Raw genomic sequence first — 20322 nt, forward strand, 5'->3', positions numbered from 1 at the left:
CCAATTTTTGATGGTAGAATTACTATTTATAGTACATCGTATATGGAGTGAAAAGGATGAAACTACAACCAATTGACGCTGCAAAGCAATACATAACGGATAACTTCCCGAACAGTGATGCTGCTATACTCGCAGGTAGCGTTGTTCGAGGCGAAGCTACTTCTACATCAGATCTCGATATACTTGTATTCGATAACAGTATACAGAAATCCTACCGCGAATCATTAATCGACTATGACTGGCCGATTGAGCTGTTTGTTCATAATTTCGAGTCCTATAAGTTTCATTGGAATGAAAATGTGGATCGTGGACGACCAAGTATGCCAAGAATGATAGCTGAAGGTTTGATTTTAAAAGACCATGAAACACTTGCTAAAATCAAGGCAGAAGCAGTGGAAGTGTTAAAAAACGGGCCTGCAGCTTTGACAGAAGAAATAATTAGAATGAAAAGGTATTTTATCACGGATCTATTAGACGATTTAATCGGTAGTGTAGTCAGGTCTGAAACGATTTATGTTGCAAATGCCTTAGTAGAACAACTGCATGAATTTGTGTTAAGAGTTAACAGGCAATGGATTGGTTCTTCTAAATGGATTGATAGATCCCTCCGCAAATGGGATGATGATATCGCTGATCAGTTTATCCTAGCTCTTGAGGATATTTATTTGGAAAATAATAAGACCACGTTAGTTGTACTTACAGAATCCATTCTTGCTCCATATGGTGGACGTTTATTCTCTGGATTCTCACTTGGAAAGGAATAAGTTCCTAGTGACAATTACTCCAAAATGGTAAAATGAAATCATGTATTTATGAGGAGCGATGACCACAATGGAACATCTAATTAATCCAATTGTAAAAAATATACGAATATCAGGAATCCGTAGGTTCTTTAATATGGTGTCAGAATATGAAAATGTCATTTCCCTTTCAATAGGCCAACCCGATTTCCCTACACCAGAACATGTGAAACAAGCAGGTATAGAAGCTATTAAGGATAACTTTACAAGCTATACTCACAATGCTGGGTATACTGAGCTTCGTGAAGCAGCGACCCAGTTTGTTAAAACTAAGTATGACCTTACCTATAATCCTGCAAATGAAGTAATTGTTACAATCGGAGCCAGTCAGGCCATCGATTGTACCTTCCGCACCATTCTTGATCAGGATTGTGAGGTTATTCTACCAGGTCCCGTTTATCCTGGCTATGAGCCAATAATTCGCTTATGTGGAGCTAAACCTATACATGTAGATACTCGCCATAATGAATTTAAGCTGACAGCAGAACTAATTGAACCTTATCTTACTGATAAGACAAGATGTATTGTATTACCCTACCCATCTAATCCAACGGGAGTCACATTATCCGAACAGGAATTAGGAGAGATTGCCGAGTTAGTTAAGGATCGGGAGCTATTCATTCTTTCTGATGAGATTTATAGTGAACTAGTGTTTGAAGGTAAGCATAGATCAATCGCTACTTTCCCTGGTATGAGAGAAAAAACAATTGTCATTAACGGTTTATCAAAATCGCACTCCATGACAGGGTGGCGTGTAGGGTTCTTATTTGCCCCAGGAAATATTGCACAGCACCTCTTGAAGGTACATCAATACAATGTCTCATGTGCGACAACGATTTCGCAAAAGGCTGCTTATGAAGCGTTAACTGCTGGAGTAAATGATGCCATTATGATGAAAGAAATTTACCAAGAACGAATGGAATATATATATAACCGTTTGCTTCAAATGGGCATTAAAACGGTAAAGCCAAATGGGGCCTTTTACTTCTTCCCATCGATTGAGAAATTCGGGCTGTCATCTTATGATTTTTCAGTTGGGTTGTTAAAAGAGGCTCGTGTTGCTGTTGTTCCAGGGGATGCATTCTCTGAATATGGCGAGGGATATGTGCGAATTTCGTATGCCTATTCCATGGAAATTTTAAAAGAGGCATTGGATCGAATGGAAGAGTTTGTTTCTAAACTTAATTAAACAGAAAGTCCCCTGACTTTTAACTCAGAGGACTTTCTGTTTAATCATTCGAATCCTTACCGTCAATAGAGATAAAATAGATCCCAAACAGTTTTCCTATTTACTTTAATTACCCCATAGGTTAACTATTCTTTTTATAAACTCTTCTAATATCTGATTATATATCTCAGGTTGTTGTGAATGAACTAAGCGAGATGCAAACGGGATTATTGAAACGTGAATTCGGTTTTTAACTCAGGGTAAATAACCGCACCCTTAGTTTCATGTTTATTTTCTTCACCAACCATAAAAAGAATAGGAAAGTTCAAACTCTCAATATCTTTTGTTTCTCCAAATGGATACCAATTTTCGTTTCGTCCCATATAAATAAACTGTTTATAATCAGCAAGATGTAAATTATCAAAAAAGGCTACAGCTTGTTCATTTTGTAAAAATTGAGTTTGTTGTTCCACTTGTTCCTTGTGGATTTCTCCCCAATTTCCCGGCTTTTCAGGCATAACTCCTGAGATAGTCAATGTTTTGATTCGGTCTGAAAATATTTTCGCGAATTTTAAACCAACTAATGCTCCTAATGAACAACCCAACAAGATGCACAGTATGAAATTTATAATAATTAAGTGTTTCTACTAAATCGACCGCACAGTCCTCAAAAATAATTTGAAAAGTCGTTTTCATTCGTTTTTCCATGGCCTCTTAAATCAGGAGCAATTACTTTATAATTCCTTTTCAAGAAATATTTCTCTCTGATGTTCAAAATCAGTCAGTCCCGTTTGTAAGCCAGTATGTAGAAATATAATTGGCTCTCCATCTCCAAAAATTTCTGTATGTAATAACATGTGAAACCCTCCTATAGTCCGATGAATTTAAACTATTTATTATGTACCATAAATATCCTCATGTATGGTTTTTAAAGCAGCCTCAATTTCTTCTTCAAACGGAGCAGAAATACCCTTAAACTTAAATCGGAAATAAAGTGTTTTTAAGAAGTCGGATACATTGGTTCTTAGGTGAAAAAAGCTAGGTGTATAACTTACGTTGATCTTTTCTTCTCTAACCATTTGTACTAATTTTTCTATTAATCTATTTAGTTCAGTTGTTTTCAGTCCCCTATTCACCATTTCTACCAACGGGAAAGCCAGCCTCTCATCTTCATTATCAATATATACTCCATCTTTCCTCATTATGAACGGTTCAATAGCCTCTAGCGCCACTCCAAACTCCACTATAAAAGGATGCTTAACGAAAGCATCTAACAAATCTGCACCATGTGCTACACTATGAGCCCAGCCTTTTTCTTCAACAAAACCACGGTAATCTACTTCTCTACTCAAATAGTTCAAAGTCTTCTCGTAAGCATCCAGAACTACATTTTGAGATAGGAATCTGTTTTTAACATCGTTTTCAATGATTAATGCCATACCAATGTGGAAAAAGATCTAGTAAACACAGTATCCGTATCTTTCTCCCCTATGCCGAAAAATAAATGCTCGTCATCCAAACATGTCAACAGAGTATCATGCATTTGTGTAGTAGTGAGGTGATTTCCATTAATGAGTTTTGCAAAAAAAGAATAAATAAGCTTATCACGTAAATGTGCATCTGTAGAACCAATATGATCTACCATTTCTTTCACAAGAACCTCTATATCCGAGGAATCGATTTCCAATAGATCCATTTTTATTAAATTCTCTAATCTCTCTTTTAATTCCATTATGCAAACCTTCCCTTTCTTCCCGACTGAAAGTCATAATTCCTAACAATCATTCCTCTTGATTTCATCAACCCGAACTTCTGATAGTAAGGCTGCAGCTCCTCATCACACATTAAATCAACCATATAAATTTGATTTAATTCTTGTAGCATCAGCTTGAATAACTCATTGCCTATTCCTCTATTTTGATAAGCAGGTAATACTTCTAGAAACGGAATATATGCTGACAATACACCATCACACCATCACTAATAGCCGTTATGAAACCTACTACCTTGTTTGTTTGCTCATCAATTTCAAGGATTGCTTTATTACTTTTTTCCAACAGCTTTAGTTGAGTTTCGTGAGAAGGAGGATTTGGCCAATCAACAAAAAAACCATTTAGCATTTCAGGAGACTGCTGAAAAAGTCCTTTTTTTTAAAAAAAATGTGCTAAAATACCTGTTGATTGTAACGAGAGGATGCACCATTCCCCGGGGTGGGCGGTGAGCCTCCTCGGCGTAAACGCCTGTGGGGTCTCTTTCTTAGGGCAGACTCTATAATTACCATTTTAACTTTAGCACCATAAAATGCTCATCATAATAAGTACCCTTGTATTTCAAAGCATGTACTTCTGTACCAAACACTTGAAAACCAAGGGAACGATATAATTCAAAAGCTCCAGTATTTTCAGTTACTACTGCTAGCTGAATTTGTTCTATATCCTCTATCTCTCTAGCTTTTTCAATGGCTGACACCATTAATGTCCTTCCTACCTTTAATCCGCGTTTAGGTGGGGTGACATAAAAAGCATAGATATTTGCCTTATGTTTGGTTTTGAGGCTACTTTCAAGAAGGAGTGTAATCATCCCAACTAATTCTCCATCAATGAATGCTCCATATGTATAATTGAAAGAGTCCTCGAATCTTTCAGCCACCTGTTTAATTGGTTCAACGCGTTCTATTGCTTCTTCATAACTAGAGCCAAAGGCTTCAGGATGTCCCTTAAGAGCCTCTAATCTTAAGTCCCAATATGCCTCTGCATCTTGTTCTGTTAATATTCTGATTTCCAAAATAAGCAACTCCATGTTTTATATTTTTTAAAGGACGTATTTTACCAATGAATTTACAATACAGCTGGTTGTAAAAATTCAAAAGAAGTACTGCCTTCACTAGCTTTCAATAAAGCTTCAATTCCGTTTGGAAGGATAAACATAGGATCAGTATGACCAAAGTCTGCATTATAGACGATTGGAAAAGTATATCCTCTAGTTGTGGTCTGAAGAATATTTTGTAGTAAACCATTATCATGGTCATCTCCAAAACCAACCTTAGGGTGAAATCTTCCTATTAGTAGTCCCGATATTTTATCATAGACCCCCATATGTCTTAATTGAGTAAAGTACCGATCGATCGTGCTAGGGTTTTCACCTTCAGAACCTTCAATACAAAGGATGGCTCCAGTCATATCCGGAAAGTATTGTGTACCAGCGAGAAGGAGAAGAGTGCATACATTTCCAGCTACAATATGGCCTTCTGCTGAACCCGTTTTCAAAATCTTTAAACCTGAATTCTGTTCTTTCTGCCTCACTCTTGTATCTTCTGTATCCCACATTAATGACTCTACAATGCGGTATGGAGAACTTTTAATGGAGACATGATTTTTTTCAAGTAATGTCTTTTGAAAATACTCTCTAGTGTAATCAATCAAACCGTTGAATTCACCAAATTGCGGAAGGATTGCTGGACCTAGATAGGTTACTAGACCTGTCTTTTTATGAATCGCCGTATGTAGGGCTGTAATATCACTGTACCCCATAAAGACTTTAGGATTCCTAGCGATTAATTCATAATCAATTTCATCTAGAAGCTGGTGAGAGCAAGTCCCACCAATAGTCGTAATAATGGCCTTTACATCTGGATTACTAAACATTTCATGTAAGTCTTCCAACCTCTGCTCAATGGTTCCAGCCATATAGTGTTGACGAGCAGTCGTGTTCTTTCCTAAGACAACTTCGAAATTCATTTCACGAAGAGTTTGTATGCCTCGTTCAAGTCGCTTTGGACAAAGTGAAGCAATACCAGATGAAGGTGAAATAATTCCAATTGTATCACCTGGTTTTAATTTGTTAGGAATTATGATGTCTCTCATTTTATTACCTCATTGGTTTTATATTTATCCTCTTTCAAAACTATTAGCTTATCACTATACACTTCTAGTTTTGTTAAAATACTAGGTTTTCTATCCTCAAACATTCTATTCCACTTAAACATCGTATAAAAAATTTTAATAGTTGGCTTATAGTTCGCCTTTTCCTTGCCGAACTTTTGCAAAATAAATCTCTTTATAATTCTTTTGGTTCTTACTGAATATTTCGGATCCAAAAAAACAATCACGTCGGCATGTTGAAAACTTTGCTCTACCCATTCTTCACTATGTACACCCTCAATAATCCAATTATCCGATTGAATAATTGTTCGTAGTTGTTCATTTCTATCATCTTCACTATTTCGTATATCTCCGTTTCCAGACCTTTTCCAAACTAAATTATCAATTTCATAATAAGGAATATTCAGCTCGAAGGATAGCCTCCTGGCTAACGTAGTCTTCCCACTTCCAACCGAGCCGATAATATGGATTTTTTTAAAATTACTCGGTTTCATTTTCAATCCCATTCTTTTCGAAGTAAAGCATAATGATATATATCTACAAATTTACCCTCTTCATATTCAGATTCTCGTTGTACACCTTCCTTTACGAAGCCCAAAGAAGTAAGAGTACTTTGAGAACCAATATTATATTCATCTGTTTTCGCTTCGATTCTATTCAAATTCAAATTCTCGAAACCAAAAACAATTAATCGTTGCAGTGCTTCCTTCATGATCCCTGTACGATGGTAGTTTGAAGCAAGCTCGTATCCAATTTCACCTTTAAAATGTTGATCCACTATTCTCCAAAAGCCACACGAACCAATTAGCTTCCCTGTATCTTGAAGAAATATCCCAAACCGAATGCCAGATTTATTTTCATAAGGATTCACATACCAATCTTGGATTCTCTCCTTAACCTCTGGCATCGTCTTTAATCCTTGTTCTCCATGTCCTTTCATGACTTCATTGTCACTATAAAATTCATAGGCATCTTCAGCATGATCAAGCGTTACACGGCTAAGATTCAATCTCTTTGTTTTCAATTTTGGGAAATCTCTAAAAATATCCATCTGCTTTCTAACCTCTATTCGTGAGTTATTTAGTACTACTTTCTCCAATCTCGTTCGTATTCCTTTATTTTATGAATAAGAATAGGTTAAACGACTTTTATATCCGTCTTTAGAGCACTAGCTTAAAATGGTTAGGGTCTAGGATCGGTTTAAAGATACCCAGATTTCATATATCGGCGAAAATCTGAATATATCGGCTGAATTCAAGATATTTCAGCCGTTTTTCAATTATATCGTCCGAAATTCAAATATATCAGTCGAAACACCACTTTTATCGATTATTATACAATTTTTACCAAAATCTAGCTCCTACTACCCCTACATAGTCAACACAAAATAGGGTCAACCTATTAATTTTTATAGTACAAAAAAAGATAGATCAAGGAATATTCCTTGATCTATCCCTATTTTCAAGTTTTAACATCTAGGTAATGTCAACGTAAACGTTGTACCTTCGCCTTCTATGCTATCAATATTAACAGTACCTTTATGATTTTCAATAATTCGGTAGCTGACCATTAAACCTAATCCGGTTCCATTTTCCTTTGTTGTTACAAATGGATGACCAATCTTATCTACTAAGTCTACTGGAACACCACAGCCTTGATCAATAAATGATAGTTTGATTGTACTTTTATTTAGGTCTTCAACCGAAATGGTAATCATTCCACCCTTTGGCATAGCTTCAATTGAATTTTTAACTAGATTAATAAAAACTTGTTTTAATTGATTTTCATCACACACGATGTTTTGTATGGTAAGTCGGTTTGTTAGAGTAATTCTTATATTATGTAAAATGGCTTGTGTTTCAAGTAAGCATATAATATCTGTTAAAAGATGAATGATATTTGTTTCTTTAAATGAACTATCTTGTGGTTTAGCTAGCATTAACAATTCACTTAAAATGATTTCAATGCGGTCTAATTCAGATGTGATAATTTCATAGTATTGAGCTTTCTCACCCATACCAGATCTCATTAACTGAACGAACCCTTTAATCGAAGTAAGAGGATTTCGGATTTCATGGGCAATTCCAGCGGCAAGCTGACCAGCAATGGAGAGTTTCTCTGATTCTAGCATTAACTTCTCTGCATCTTTTCGATCACTAATATCTCGAATGATAACTTGAACGGCTTTTCTTTGCTGGTATGTAACTGGTATAGCAACAATTTCAGAATGAATAAGCCTTCCGTCTAATGTAAACCATTGTCCATCCGTGATACCATCTTCAACCTTTTCTGACAAGACAAATTGTAATTTCTTCTTCACAACTTCGTGATAATTCGGATGAAGAAGGTCATAAATGGATCCCCCTATTATCTCGGAATAATCCTTGGCACCAAATAATTTTACACCAGAATCATTAATAAACACCCATTCTTCATCTAGTATGACAGCGATGGTATCAATCGAATTTTGCACAAGTCTTCGATAACGTTCACGACTCGTTTGCAAGATTTGTTGAAATTGTTTTCTTGAAGAAATATCATTGATGACGATGTATTCAACTGTTTTATCTTGAAGCAATGCTTTGGATGATTTTACTTCAACACAAAGATCCGCACCATCTACAGCTCTCCATTTTTGCTCAATAATCCCAACTTGGTCTCCATTTCGCATGGAAATAATCCGATTTCTTGCAATATCTTTGTAATCTTCATGTACAAACTCAAGTGCTGAACTCCCTAACCACTCTTGTCTGCTTGGAATACGGAGAATACTCGCACATTCTTTATTCATATATAAAATATTGCTCATACTGTTGACCATTACACCAAATGGTGCCTCTTCGAGTAAATTAAAAAGTGAAATTTCATCTTTACTTAAATCAAAAGGAGAACCTTTGTCTTGAGGAGATAAAATTGTTAATGGTTTTTCCTGAGAAGGATACTCATTTATATTTAAAATAACTTCTTTAACTTCCATATGTTCATTTAATATTTTTGAGATTTGCAGTTTCACCCAAATATAGGTCCCATTTTTCATATGTATTCGGCAATTACACTGCTCGTTTTGTGGTACATGAAAATAGCTTTCTACTAAATAACAGTCATCAGGATGTAAATAATCTTGAATTTTTGTTCCCATCCAATCTAGCTGCTCATAGTTTAGTAAATCAAAGCAATTAGAAGAACTGTATAAGATTAACCCATTCACCTTACATGATACAAAAACACTTGTGACATACTGTTCTTTATCATTCACTGAACTACTTTTCATATAAGCAATTTTTACTCCCTTCCACGATCATGGTAATAAAAATTTCTTGACTAACTAGAGGAGGCATGTCCTATTTTGTATGATTATACAACACAACATCAAACCGTTAACAGAAAAAGTGAATTTCCCAAGTACCACTCCATTTAGTGGAATTAAACACGAAAAAGGAACTAAGGTTTCATGAGCTCCTTTAATGCGTTAATTGGTATAATGACTTACTATTGATTTTTTTCCATAGAATTGCATTGTAATCTTTAATATTTGATTTTTTAAGGTATTAGCACTAATTTTCCATGACTTTTACGAGATTGCAAGATTTGATGAACATTAGCCGCTTCCTCAAGAGGGAACACTCCGCCAACAATCAGTTTAAGCTCACCACTTTGTAGATAACTCAGTAATTCTACTAAGCTTTCTTGCAACAGCTTTGGCTTTCTCATGATTTGCGGTAAGAAAAAGCCAATGACCGATTGATTTCTTGCCATTAGGAGTGAGGGCGTTAGCTTACTTTGCTCGCCACTAGCCACACCGTAAACGACTAAACGTCCATATGTTGCTAAGCATTGAAGAGTTTGGTTAAAGATCTTTCCTCCAACCATTTCTAAGGCCACATCTACCCCTTTACCACCTGTAGCCTCCATCACTTGTTCTACCCAGTTTTCTTCTGTGTAGTTAATGAGTACATCAGAACCGAGCTCGGCTGCTAGTTCTAGCTTTTCCGCTGAACTGGCAGTTGCAATCACTTTTCCTGCTCCAAAAAGCTTAGCTAACTGAATGGCAATGGTACCGACTCCACCTGCTGCAGCATGGATTAATACGGTTTCACCTTTATTCAGCTGCCCCATCGTTTTTAAAATGTGATAGGCACTTAGTCCTTGAAGTGGCAGAGCAACAGCTTCCTGGAAATCAACGTTTTCCGGTATTGGTATGAGTCCTATTTCATCTGCAATCGTGTATTCTGCATATCCTGTTGCTCGTTTTGATCCTAGTAGAGTAACAACACGTGAACCAACTTCTACCGTAGTAACCGATTCTCCTACCTCTGTCACGATACCTGCCACTTCTGCACCAGGAACAAAGGGTAAAGGAGTTGGAACCACATATTGGCCCTCTCTTCTAGCTGTGTCGGCATAATTTACACCGATAGCTTTAATTTCAATAACAACTTCATGAGCCTCTGGTGTCGGTCTTTCTAGTTCAACTAACTGTAGAACCTCTGGGCCTCCATATTGAGTAAATTGAATAGCTTTCATCCTATTACCTCCCTAAAAATACTGGTTTCCTTTTTTCCACAAAAGCTTGCACACCTTCTTGATGATCTTGTGTGGTGACCATCATGGCTTGAGTCAAACGTTCTTGTTCAAGCATTTCCTCCAGTGTTAAGTTTTGAGATTGATTCACAAGCTTCTTCATCATTCCAAAAGCTACACCCGGTCCCTTTGAAAGTCTGAGTGCTAGATTCATTGTTTGCTCTTGTAGGTTTTCAAGTGGATACAAGTGGTTAACAATCCCATATTCTAATGCCTTACTTGCTAGTAATGGTTCGCCACTAAAAAATAATTCTTTAGACCGATTTGGTCCAATTAGTCGAGGTAGAAAATAAAGTCCACCACCGTCCGAAATTAACCCAACTTGTGAAAAGCTCAACACGAATTTACTGTCCTCTGATGCAATGATTATGTCTGCTGCTAATGCGAGGTTAAAACCTGCACCAGCGGCAAAGCCATGAACGGCCGCTATGATCGGTTTACCCAAATTCTTCATTGCCAAAATACATTCATTGAGTTTTCCGATGTGATCATAAACATGTTTAGGTGTGGCCTCTCCCATAGTTTTAACATCTCCACCTGCACTAAAGGCACGACCTGCACCGGACAGAACAAGCACCTTAACTTCCTCGTTTTTCTGAGCATTCTGTATGGCATTAGTTAATCCAATGATCATTTCTGGACTAAACGCATTTAAACTTTCTGGACGATTTAATGTTAAAGATAGTATAGGTCCATTTTGGTAGACTACTAAGTGTTCTATTGACATGGTCTCACTTCCTTTTTTTTCAATCTCACACAATTAACCATCCACCATCTGCTAATAGATCGGATCCAGTCATATAGGAAGCTTCTGCTGAGGCTGCAAAGCAAATGATGCTACTAATCTCTTCAGGTTTGCCCACACGCTTAAGTGCAGTACTTCTCTTAATGGCTTCAACAAATTGTTCGTTTTGTAATCCCTGCTCTGTTAAAGGTGTTTCTATAAATCCAGGTGATACAGAATTCACGCGAATCCCATAAGAGGATAATTCAAAGGCTAGTGCACGAGTAAAATTGATCACTCCTGCTTTTGCTGCACTATAATGAGGAATATGAGCCCCTGCTTTATAACCTGAAAGAGAAGCAACATTGACAATTGAACGATTTTGTTTAGCCGAAGCACCCGATTGACTTGCTTCCACCATTACCTTCCCCAATAGTTTAGATACGAGGAACACACTTTTTAAATTGACGGATTGTGCAAAATCCCAATCTTCGGTGGATAAATTTACTATTTTATTAGAAGTCGAACCCCCAGCATTGTTCACTAAAACATGTAGGTCACCATATGTTTCTCTAACATAAGTGCTCAGTTCTTGAACATCCTCTTCATCAGTTACATCTGTTACAAAGACCTCAGCAGTTGGAATCGTTTGGGAGGAATTGATTTCTTTTGCTACACTCTCAAGCTTTGACTTTGTTCGTCCAACAAGAATCACCTTGGAGCCTTCTCTTGCTAGTTGTTTCGCTGTTGCTTCTCCAATTCCACTGCCAGCACCTGTTACAACGGAAATCATATCGATAAATCTCAAAGCGAGAACCTCCTTTTTAAGGATTGGATTCATTTCTTTAGCAGGTATAGTGCTTCTCTTCATATAAAACGTCAGCAATTTCGCGATTGCGCTTAATGTACCCTTCTGGCTGGAATCGCCCACACACTTCTTGGATCACTGCTAATATAGAGCGTTGTTTGGAACCGCTAGTTAAACCGCAAACAATCCTTCTAGCTAAGGCTTCTATTTCTAGGATTGTATCCTCTACAAAAGAAGTGGCTAGCTTCACCTTTAACACTTCTTTTGCTTCACCGTTTTTACTTACAGCTTTAATGGCTCTGTATAATGCTGATTCTGAGGCATATAAACCGATTGCCATATCTGACAATCTCATGACTATTTCTTGTTCCTCTGCTAACCTTTCACCAAGCTGATCATAGGTGATTCCTGCACATAGTAGAAAAATGCGTCTCACTGTTGCTACCGCTTCCTTCTCCCTTGCAAGAATTCCTTCCATACTTGAAGAAGTAGACTCCAATTCTAACAGAGCTTTTTGGATGATTTCTTGGAGTGGAATTTCTCCCTTAAACGCTTTTCTAAACACAATAGTTGGAATTAATAAACGATTGATTTCATTTGTCCCTTCGAATATACGGTTGATACGGGAGTCACGGTACATTTGTTCAATCTTGTATTCTTGGATATAACCCGCTCCTCCATGAAGCTGTAGTGACTCATCCGACACCATATCAAGAGTTTCAGATCCGAAGACCTTACAAACAGCACACTCCATTGCATACTCCATCATTCTCTTCCCAATTAATGGGGAGTCAGTAGATTCATATAAATCACCTAGTGCATTTTCTACTAGCTGCGCGGTTCGATACTGCAATGATTCTGCCGCATAGATTCGGGCAGCCATTTTAGCTACCTTCTCTTTTGTTGCGCCAAAGTCAGCAATACGACTTCCAAATTGCTGTCTTTCCAAAACGAAATTAATCGCCTTGTATAAACCATACTTCGAAGCTCCCATACAAGCTGAACCCAAATTAAAACGTCCAAGATTTAATACATTAAGAGCAATCACATGCCCTTTTCCAACTTCACCCAGAAGATTTTCTGCAGGTACTAAACAATCCTCGAAGATGACAGAACGAGTAGATGACCCCTTAATTCCCATTTTTATTTCTTCAGGTCCAAGCGACAAACCTATAGTATCCCTTTCTACAATAAAAGCAGTGAACTTTGTACCATCTACTTTTGCATAGACAATAAATGTGTCCGAAAACACAGCATTCGTTATATATAACTTTGTGCCATTCAGAACGTAATGAGTACCTGATTCATTTAAAACAGCCGTCGTTTTGGCAGCTAAAGCATCTGAACCAGATCCAGGTTCTGTCAAACAGTAGGCTCCTATGTATTCACCAGTTGCAAGCTTTGGTAAAAACTTTTCTTTTTGCTCATGTGTTCCAAAATAGGTAATTGGGAGTGTAGCAATACATGTATGATTGGAATGAGCGACCCCGTATCCACTTGAGCGACCAATTATTTCACCAACAAGTCCTTTGCTTATTTTGTCTAATCCTAGCCCACCGTATGCTTCTGGAATACTGTGAGCGAGTAAGCCAAGTTCTCCTGCTTTATGAAGAAGATTTACGACTACATCAAAATCTTGGTTTTCAATTTCCTCATTATATTTATCCACTTCTTTTTCAATAAATTGCTTAGCGGACCTTGCAATCATTCTGTGCTCATCTGTAAAATCTTCAGGTGTGAATAATTCTTCTACCTCGATAGGTGAAAAAAGAAAGCTTCCACCATATTGATTACTCTTTGTGGTTTCCAGTGTGAATCAACTCCTTTTCTAAGAAATCATGCACATATGTACCTTATTTCTAAATTTTTCTATTGTCTAATGCAATTTCTATTAAGCTTTCTACAAAAAGATGAAAGTTCGCAAATCTTGGATCATTAGTTTGCCCTTGCTTAAAGCGATAGTAGATTTGTTGGCAGATAACAGCAAGCTTAAAATAAGCAAAGGTTATATAAAAGTGAATGTTCGCTAAATCTCTTCCACTCTTTTTCGCGTAAAGTTCTACAAATTCTTTTCTTGTAAAAAATCCTTCATTGATTGTGACAGGGGGTTTTCCTAATCCATACTTAAGTATTTGTGGATCGTCTTTTTCGATCCAGTAGCTCATGGCAGCACCAACATCAGCGAGTGGATCTCCAACCGTGGCCATTTCCCAATCAAATAAGCCAACCATTTGGGTTGGATCTTTAAATGAAAACATCGAATTGTTTAATTTATAATCATAGTGAATAATAGTTGGTTCCTGTGAGGTGGGTATGTTTGATACTAACCATTTCGTCAGCTCTTCTAAACCTTTAACCTCATCCGTTTGAGATCTAGAATAACGTCCAATCCAGCCATTTACCTGTCTCACCATAAAGCCTTCTGGCTGGGTAAACTCTACTAGTCTAGTTTTTTTATAGTCGATAGAGTGAAGATTTACGAGTGTATCGACCATTGTCTCTGATAAAGTACGACAAAGTTGCGATGTCACACTTATGTCACTCGGAAAAGAAGTATCATACACAAAGCCTCTTTTTCTTTCCATTAGATAAAACGGACTGCCGACGATAGAGGTGTCCTCTGAGAACACATATGGTTTTGGTGCAAGTGGAAACACGGGATGTAAATCTCGTAAAATGCTAAATTCCCGTTCCATATCATGCGCTTTCGGTGCAACTGGACCATGCGGTGGCCGACGCAAAACCGACTTCCACTCACCTATTTTTAATTCATACGTTAAGTTTGAGTGACCTGAACCAAATTGGTTGATTTCTAGAGGCTCTTTTCCAACATCAAACTGCTGTTCTAAGAATGCAGTTAATCTCTCTACTTCTAGCATTTCTCCGGAACGAACAGGAATGGTATCTTGAAAGCCTTTTGTTTCATTCATTTCCACACCTCCACTAGTATTCTTTTTAGAGCCTGTTCAAAAAGGAGGACAAAAAGAGCAAAGAAGTTCAAGGAAGCGAAGTCTTGAGCTACCTGCGCGTATGTTTTGTATACGTGAGGAGCGGAAAGACGAGCTGACGAAGAAATTCGAAGCTATTTTTGCCGGACTTTTTGAACATCCTCTTTTAGAATATAATCAGCTGCCACTACCTTTTCACTTGTATTGGTTCATAATCATAGAAGCCTTTTCCCGTTTTTCTTCCTAGATGACCTTGTTCAACCTTTTCTTGAATGCATTGGGGTGGCTGATCAGCCGGATCCCCCGTTTCAGCAAATCGTTGCTGCATCACATAATACCCAATATCTATACCAGACAAGTCCATTAATTCAAAAGGACCAATAGGATGGTTGAGGGCTTTCCGACAAATGATATCGATGTCCTTGAAGTCAGCAATACCAGATTCATAGAGAGAAACCGCCTCCCTTTGAAGAGCACCTAAGATTCGATTCGCAATAAACCCTGAGACTTCTTTTTTAAGCAGGACCCCAGTACGGTTTAGTTGTTTACAAACCTCCATAGTGATTTTTGCTGTTTCCTCCGACGTTTGTTCACTCATGACCACTTCCACACAATCCATGACTAGTGGAGGAAAAAAGAAGTGCATATTACAAACCTTATCAGGACGAGATGTAACTTCGGCTAGTAAGGAGCTAACGATTGTCGAGCTGTTTGAAGCTAGAATCGTGTGAGGAGGTGTGAGCTTGTCAAGGAGTTGGAAAACTTCTCTTTTAACTTCCAACTTTTCAACAACAGCCTCTATGACAAAATCAGCATTTCTAGCTGCTTCTTCTAACTGTGTCGTAAATTGCAAACGTTCGAAGGCTGCATGCATCTGTTCTTCTGTTAATCTTCCCTTTTCTACCCACTTTGTCATGATACCATTTAATGAAATCTTGGCTTTTTGAATGGCTGCTTCGTTAGAATCTTGAATAATTGTTTCATAGCCTCCAAGAGCAGCTAACATTCCAATCTGATGTCCCATTTGTCCAGCACCAACAACTACTATCCGATTGATTTGAAGTTCACTCATGATTTTCCTCCTTTATACTAACCGGTTGGTATTTAAATTTCAAAAAAATTTGGAGTCACAGAAATACATATACACTTTTTTTGGGGAGAATCATGGTCCATGTACAGCTTTAGGTTACCGCTATCCACTTTTTTGGGCTGTCACTCCCACCAATTTGACCTTTGGTTACCGCTACTCATCAAATCAAGAGGTTCACGGACACAAAAAAAATCCAATGATGTCTACTTTTCCAATTAAAAAGGGGAAGTCTTAACTCTCTCCCCCTATCATTCAATACCTTGTAGAATCATATCAACAAATATTCGGGTTACCTCTTCGTCTGGTGTCAATCCATTCGGATTAAACCACTGATAACTCCAATTTGTTACACCTAAAATGCCAAAGGCAACGATATCTGAACGAAGTTCTACTTTAAATTCCTTTTTATCCTTTCCTTCATCTAAAAGCTTCTGAAGGTTTTGTCTGAATAGATCCCGCTTAGGAATTACCTCTGAAAGATGATCCGCGCTTAAGTTTCTCATTTCACGAAAGAAGACTCGAGCACTTGGACCCTGTGATTCAATGTTGGAAATTAACATGAAGACCATTTCATATAGCTTCTCTTTACAACTTTTTTGGGAATCATATAAAATTCTCTCTTGTCTTAAAATCATATCTTCTATATAACTCATGTGAATATCCATAAGCAGTTGTTCTTTGCTAGAAAAGTAGTAATAAAATGTTCCCTTTGTTACACCAAGACTATCCACGATATCTTGGATCGACGTTTCTGAAAAGCCTTTCTTCTCAAAAAGTCGTATACTTTGTTCTGTAATTCTGTCCTTCACCTTATCTTCCTCACAATCTGACAATCATTTCTAACGAAAAGTATATCACATTGTCCAACACTCCTTGAAAGCTAGCATTATACACATTCAAACTCTTAGTTCGTCTGCTTCGTATTATTCTCTTCCTTGATCACACGTCTTAATATCTTCCCGACATTTGTCTTTGGTAGCTCTGTGCGGAACTCGACTATTGTAGGAACCTTGTATGCTGACATATTCTCTTTGCAATACAGCATGATTTCCTGTTCTGTCGCTTCTTTTCCTGCCTTTAATACAAGTACTACCTTTACCGTTTCCCCGCGATACTCATCAGGTACTCCTACAGCAACTGCTTCTTGAACCGAAGGATGTTCATATAATATTTCTTCTATATCACGTGGATAAATATTAAATCCACCGGCAATAATCATATCCTTTTTGCGGTCTACGATTGAAACATACCCTTCGTCGTCCATCCGAGCAATATCACCTGTAAAGAGCCAGCCGTTACGAAGAGTATTCGCTGTTTCTTCTGGCATATTCCAATACCCCTTCATAATCTGAGGTCCACGAATAATGAGTTCTCCAAGCTCACCTGGGGGTACTTCATGAATTCCATCTGCTAAATCAACTACCTTGTACTCGGTGGAAGGATATCCAATTCCAACTGTGCCTGGCTTCCTTTCAGCAAATAGAGGGTTACAATGTGTTACAGGTGAAGCTTCAGACAACCCAAAGCCTTCTAATATCCTTGCACCTGTCTTTCGTTCAAATTCACGAAGTAGCTCAACTGGCATTGGGGCACTTCCACTATTACACATACGAATACTATCAATTCCATATTTTTCAGCTTCTGGATGATTTGTAATGGCCACATACATGGTAGGTACACCTGGAAAAATTGTCGGCTTCTTTTCTTTAATTGTATTTAAAACCTCTTCTAATTCAAAACGAGGTAGCATAATGCTATTTGCCCCTGTATATATGGCGAAATTCATACATGCAGTCATCCCAAATACATGGAACATAGGTATAACCGTTAAAAAACATTCTTGACCAAAAGTAAAATCATCCTTAAAAAATTCAACACATTGAGCAATGTTCGCTACTAGGTTTCGATGAGTAAGCATGGCTCCTTTAGAACGTCCTGTTGTTCCACCGGTATATTGAAGAACCGCCACATCCTCCATAGAGTTTATTTCTACATAGCTTACTTTTCCATTCCCAGAACGTAAGAAATGATCAAAAACTTGATCTGGTTCAAAAGAATGCTCAGTAGGCTGTAAACTAACGACAATAACATTTTTAATAGTAGTTTCAGATTGAATTGCTTTAAAACGCGGATAAAGTGCATCGAAAATGACAATCGTTTCTGCTCCTGAATCCTTTAGAATGTGTTGAAGCTCTCTTTCGACAAGCATGGGATTGACTTGAGTTACAACCCCACCAACGGTTAAGGCTCCATAGAAGGATATGACATACTGTGGACAGTTAGGTAGCATAATAGCGACCCTGTCTCCTTTATTAATACCTTTTTGTTGAAGGGCAGAAGCGAAAGCACCAACTGCCATTGAAAGCTCCGTGTAGGTGATTTCTTTATGATAAAACGAAAGGGCAATATTGGTTGGATATCCTTTTGTGGTGTCTTGAAGAATCTGGGGTAAGGACTTGTTTGGGATTTCAATATCTGTAGCAATATGTTCCGGATAACAGTCAAACCCTGGTTTATTATTCATTTTTACATTCCCCCAAAATTGTTTTTTGTAAAGAAGGATGCAGGATCATGGTGTGTGCTTACCTTTATTTATAAGATGGTTACTTCATTAGTAAGTAAATACCCCACCATCTACTAGAATAGTGCTACCTGTTATGTAGGAAGCCTCATCAGATGCTAAGAACAACAAAGCATTTGCTACTTCCTCTGGTTTGCCGACTCTTCCAAGGGCATTCGCCTTTGTCATAACGTCCCAAACTCTTTCATTTTGTCGCCACCCCTCCACAATTGAAGTATCAATCATTCCAGGTGCAACCGCATTTACACGAATCCCCTTCGATCCATACTCAACAGCAGCGTTTTGGGTTAAAAGAATTACACCTCCCTTCGATGCATTATAAGGAGATAGGTACTTTTTTCCCTTTAGACCAAGTAAACTGGATGTATTAATAATAGAGCCACCACCGTTTTTCATCATTTCGGGTATTGCATATTTCATTCCAAGAAATACACCCTTAAGATTAATGTCAATTACATGTTCCCATTCCTCAACTGTCATTTCAGCAAGCTTCTTTTTTTGAATTCCCAACTCCAGCGTTATTAAATAATAAATCTATTCGGTCAAATTTCGTCATCGTGGTTTCGATTACATGTTGTATATTCTCTTCTTTCGAGACATCTGTCTTGATAAAAAGCGCGGTTGGATTGATTTCTTGAAGCTCCTTTAACGTTCTGGCACCGCCATCTTCGTCTATATCAGAAATAACGACTATTGCCCCTTCTTTTGCAAAGCGGTGTGCTGTTGCTCGCCCAATTCCAGCTGCTCCACCAGTAATTACGGCAATTTTTCCAGATAATCTCATTTTCACACCTCCGATCGATTGGAATCCTCTTTCATTCATGGAACCTACTAATGATATGAGTTCTAAATAAAATCATACTGTGAGTGATTCCCGTCACTTTAGGTGGTAATCACGTCACACTGAAAAATTTCAGCTTCATTTTAGTCCTGCCTCCCCTACATTGCGTGTGTTCCACCATCCACTACTAACACATTCCCAGTCACAAAGTTAGACGCCTCAGAAGCTAGAAACAGTGCAGCTCCTTTTAAATCATCATCGTTTCCAAATCGGTTTAATGGAGTTGTGGCAAGGATATGATCTTTTCCATGTTCAATTAAGGTTTTTGACATTTTCGTTGGAAAGAATCCAGGTGCAATAGCATTTACATTGATGTTAAACTGACCCCATTTAACAGCCAAATCCTTTGTAAAAGTAATGACCGCTCCTTTACTTGTGTTATAACCGATTGTGTCCATATAACGCGGATCTGTCCCACCAAGACCTGCAACAGAGGCAATATTAATGATTTTCCCGGACCTCTGTTCAATCATGACCTTCCCTACTTCCTGTGACATGATAAATGTTCCCGTAACATTTACTTGCAAAACCTTTTCCCAAGCTGCTAGAGGCATTGTGGCAGCAGGTGCTCCCCAAGTCGCACCACTGTTATTGACAAGAATATCGATGCGTCCAAATTCAGTTAATGTCTCTTCAACAACATGCAATACATCCTCTTGATTGGTAATATCACACTTTAAGGCGATAGATTTTACGCCTAGTTTTCTAAGCCTCTGGCTGACCTCCTCACATGCCTCCACTTTTCTAGAACATACGACGACATTAGCACCCGCTTCTGCAAAACCAACTGCAATTTGTTCCCCTAGCCCTCTTCCTCCGCCAGTTACAATCGCTGTTTTACCAGATAAATCAAAAAGGTCTTTGACATGCATTGCTTTAACCTCCTCCTACTTGAAAACT

22 protein-coding genes and 1 pseudogene are annotated in these 20322 nt (G+C 37.9%); 2 read left to right on the plus strand and 21 right to left on the minus strand.

Annotated features, from left to right (window positions below; genetic code table 11):
- Positions 1-56: 56 nt before the first annotated feature.
- Together ACOI1C_RS09465 and ACOI1C_RS09470 are read left to right on the plus strand one after the other, a co-directional pair.
- Complete coding sequence (locus ACOI1C_RS09465; RefSeq protein WP_422510249.1) at positions 57-764, plus strand: nucleotidyltransferase domain-containing protein; 708 nt, start codon at positions 57-59, stop codon at positions 762-764.
- A gap of 67 nt (positions 765-831) precedes the next feature.
- On the plus strand, positions 832-1989 hold the full coding sequence (locus tag ACOI1C_RS09470; RefSeq protein WP_422510251.1) for an aminotransferase A: 1158 nt from the start codon (positions 832-834) through the stop codon (positions 1987-1989).
- 206 nt (positions 1990-2195) lie between these two features.
- On the opposite strand, the gene ACOI1C_RS09475 is transcribed toward ACOI1C_RS09470, so the two are convergent.
- The 21 genes and pseudogenes from ACOI1C_RS09475 to ACOI1C_RS09575 all read right to left on the minus strand — a co-directional run bounded on the left by ACOI1C_RS09475 (position 2196) and on the right by ACOI1C_RS09575 (position 20294).
- Positions 2196-2486: a hypothetical protein gene (locus ACOI1C_RS09475; protein ID WP_422510253.1), complete on the minus strand. Its 291-nt coding sequence runs from the start codon at positions 2484-2486 to the stop codon at positions 2196-2198.
- 216 nt (positions 2487-2702) lie between these two features.
- Entirely contained in the window at positions 2703-2825 is a 123-nt protein-coding gene (locus tag ACOI1C_RS09480; protein WP_422510255.1) for a hypothetical protein, read from the minus strand.
- Between the two features lie 39 nt (positions 2826-2864).
- A complete protein-coding gene (locus ACOI1C_RS09485; protein ID WP_422510257.1) occupies positions 2865-3407 on the minus strand; it encodes a DUF2785 domain-containing protein in 543 nt (180 codons plus the stop codon).
- Complete coding sequence (locus tag ACOI1C_RS09490; protein ID WP_422510259.1) at positions 3398-3700, minus strand: hypothetical protein; 303 nt, start codon at positions 3698-3700, stop codon at positions 3398-3400. Before ACOI1C_RS09490 ends, ACOI1C_RS09485 begins: the two co-directional genes overlap by 10 nt.
- Positions 3700-4088, minus strand: a pseudogene (locus ACOI1C_RS09495) (GNAT family N-acetyltransferase). The gene ACOI1C_RS09490 and the pseudogene ACOI1C_RS09495 overlap by 1 nt, the downstream one beginning before the upstream one ends.
- Positions 4089-4242: 154 nt before the next feature.
- Positions 4243-4752: a GNAT family N-acetyltransferase gene (locus ACOI1C_RS09500; protein ID WP_422510261.1), complete on the minus strand. Its 510-nt coding sequence runs from the start codon at positions 4750-4752 to the stop codon at positions 4243-4245.
- A gap of 53 nt (positions 4753-4805) precedes the next feature.
- Positions 4806-5831 carry a S66 family peptidase gene (locus ACOI1C_RS09505; protein ID WP_422510263.1) on the minus strand — a complete coding sequence of 342 codons (1026 nt, stop codon included), beginning with the start codon at positions 5829-5831 and terminating at the stop codon, positions 4806-4808.
- A complete protein-coding gene (locus ACOI1C_RS09510; RefSeq protein ID WP_422510265.1) occupies positions 5828-6343 on the minus strand; it encodes an AAA family ATPase in 516 nt (171 codons plus the stop codon). The genes ACOI1C_RS09505 and ACOI1C_RS09510 overlap by 4 nt, the downstream gene beginning before the upstream one ends.
- Before the next feature lie 2 nt (positions 6344-6345).
- Positions 6346-6948: a GNAT family N-acetyltransferase gene (locus tag ACOI1C_RS09515; RefSeq protein ID WP_422510267.1), complete on the minus strand. Its 603-nt coding sequence runs from the start codon at positions 6946-6948 to the stop codon at positions 6346-6348.
- A 369-nt stretch (positions 6949-7317) separates the two neighbouring features.
- Entirely contained in the window at positions 7318-9120 is a 1803-nt protein-coding gene (locus ACOI1C_RS09520; RefSeq protein WP_422510269.1) for a PAS domain-containing protein, read from the minus strand.
- A gap of 269 nt (positions 9121-9389) precedes the next feature.
- Complete coding sequence (locus ACOI1C_RS09525) at positions 9390-10373, minus strand: quinone oxidoreductase family protein (protein WP_422510271.1); 984 nt, start codon at positions 10371-10373, stop codon at positions 9390-9392.
- A 4-nt stretch (positions 10374-10377) separates the two neighbouring features.
- Positions 10378-11157: an enoyl-CoA hydratase/isomerase family protein gene (locus tag ACOI1C_RS09530; RefSeq protein ID WP_422510273.1), complete on the minus strand. Its 780-nt coding sequence runs from the start codon at positions 11155-11157 to the stop codon at positions 10378-10380.
- Between the two features lie 25 nt (positions 11158-11182).
- Entirely contained in the window at positions 11183-11962 is a 780-nt protein-coding gene (locus tag ACOI1C_RS09535; protein WP_422510275.1) for an SDR family NAD(P)-dependent oxidoreductase, read from the minus strand.
- A 37-nt stretch (positions 11963-11999) separates the two neighbouring features.
- Positions 12000-13772, minus strand: coding sequence for an acyl-CoA dehydrogenase family protein (locus ACOI1C_RS09540; RefSeq protein ID WP_422510391.1), 1773 nt, complete (start codon positions 13770-13772; stop codon positions 12000-12002).
- Between the two features lie 49 nt (positions 13773-13821).
- On the minus strand, positions 13822-14892 hold the full coding sequence (locus ACOI1C_RS09545) for a phosphotransferase family protein (protein WP_422510277.1): 1071 nt from the start codon (positions 14890-14892) through the stop codon (positions 13822-13824).
- Between the two features lie 205 nt (positions 14893-15097).
- A complete protein-coding gene (locus ACOI1C_RS09550; protein ID WP_422510279.1) occupies positions 15098-15982 on the minus strand; it encodes a 3-hydroxyacyl-CoA dehydrogenase family protein in 885 nt (294 codons plus the stop codon).
- 266 nt (positions 15983-16248) lie between these two features.
- Positions 16249-16809, minus strand: a complete 561-nt coding sequence (locus ACOI1C_RS09555) for a TetR/AcrR family transcriptional regulator (protein ID WP_422510281.1) — start codon at positions 16807-16809, stop codon at positions 16249-16251.
- A 95-nt stretch (positions 16810-16904) separates the two neighbouring features.
- Positions 16905-18524 carry a long-chain-fatty-acid--CoA ligase gene (locus ACOI1C_RS09560; RefSeq protein ID WP_422510283.1) on the minus strand — a complete coding sequence of 540 codons (1620 nt, stop codon included), beginning with the start codon at positions 18522-18524 and terminating at the stop codon, positions 16905-16907.
- 87 nt (positions 18525-18611) lie between these two features.
- A complete protein-coding gene (locus ACOI1C_RS09565) occupies positions 18612-19061 on the minus strand; it encodes an SDR family NAD(P)-dependent oxidoreductase (RefSeq protein ID WP_422510285.1) in 450 nt (149 codons plus the stop codon).
- A gap of 1 nt (position 19062) precedes the next feature.
- On the minus strand, positions 19063-19365 hold the full coding sequence (locus ACOI1C_RS09570) for an SDR family NAD(P)-dependent oxidoreductase (protein ID WP_422510287.1): 303 nt from the start codon (positions 19363-19365) through the stop codon (positions 19063-19065).
- 155 nt (positions 19366-19520) lie between these two features.
- Positions 19521-20294: an SDR family oxidoreductase gene (locus ACOI1C_RS09575; RefSeq protein ID WP_422510289.1), complete on the minus strand. Its 774-nt coding sequence runs from the start codon at positions 20292-20294 to the stop codon at positions 19521-19523.
- Between the last annotated feature and the right edge of the window lie 28 nt (positions 20295-20322).

The sequence above is a fragment of the Bacillus sp. DJP31 genome (genome assembly GCF_049310945.1).
GTDB lineage: Bacteria > Bacillota > Bacilli > Bacillales > SA4 > Bacillus_BS.

Coding starts and splice junctions, on each gene's coding strand:
- ACOI1C_RS09465 (WP_422510249.1), top strand. CDS start 57: ATGAAACTACAACCAATTGACGCTGCAAAGCAATACATAACGGATAAC.
- ACOI1C_RS09470 (WP_422510251.1), top strand. CDS start 832: ATGGAACATCTAATTAATCCAATTGTAAAAAATATACGAATATCAGGA.
- ACOI1C_RS09475 (WP_422510253.1), bottom strand. CDS start 2,486: ATGCCTGAAAAGCCGGGAAATTGGGGAGAAATCCACAAGGAACAAGTG.
- ACOI1C_RS09480 (WP_422510255.1), bottom strand. CDS start 2,825: ATGTTATTACATACAGAAATTTTTGGAGATGGAGAGCCAATTATATTT.
- ACOI1C_RS09485 (WP_422510257.1), bottom strand. CDS start 3,407: ATGGCATTAATCATTGAAAACGATGTTAAAAACAGATTCCTATCTCAA.
- ACOI1C_RS09490 (WP_422510259.1), bottom strand. CDS start 3,700: ATGGAATTAAAAGAGAGATTAGAGAATTTAATAAAAATGGATCTATTG.
- ACOI1C_RS09505 (WP_422510263.1), bottom strand. CDS start 5,831: ATGAGAGACATCATAATTCCTAACAAATTAAAACCAGGTGATACAATT.
- ACOI1C_RS09510 (WP_422510265.1), bottom strand. CDS start 6,343: ATGAAACCGAGTAATTTTAAAAAAATCCATATTATCGGCTCGGTTGGA.
- ACOI1C_RS09520 (WP_422510269.1), bottom strand. CDS start 9,120: ATGAAAAGTAGTTCAGTGAATGATAAAGAACAGTATGTCACAAGTGTT.
- ACOI1C_RS09525 (WP_422510271.1), bottom strand. CDS start 10,373: ATGAAAGCTATTCAATTTACTCAATATGGAGGCCCAGAGGTTCTACAG.
- ACOI1C_RS09530 (WP_422510273.1), bottom strand. CDS start 11,157: ATGTCAATAGAACACTTAGTAGTCTACCAAAATGGACCTATACTATCT.
- ACOI1C_RS09545 (WP_422510277.1), bottom strand. CDS start 14,892: ATGAATGAAACAAAAGGCTTTCAAGATACCATTCCTGTTCGTTCCGGA.
- ACOI1C_RS09550 (WP_422510279.1), bottom strand. CDS start 15,982: ATGAGTGAACTTCAAATCAATCGGATAGTAGTTGTTGGTGCTGGACAA.
- ACOI1C_RS09560 (WP_422510283.1), bottom strand. CDS start 18,524: ATGAATAATAAACCAGGGTTTGACTGTTATCCGGAACATATTGCTACA.
- ACOI1C_RS09565 (WP_422510285.1), bottom strand. CDS start 19,061: ATGACAGTTGAGGAATGGGAACATGTAATTGACATTAATCTTAAGGGT.
- ACOI1C_RS09570 (WP_422510287.1), bottom strand. CDS start 19,365: ATGAGATTATCTGGAAAAATTGCCGTAATTACTGGTGGAGCAGCTGGA.
- ACOI1C_RS09575 (WP_422510289.1), bottom strand. CDS start 20,294: ATGCATGTCAAAGACCTTTTTGATTTATCTGGTAAAACAGCGATTGTA.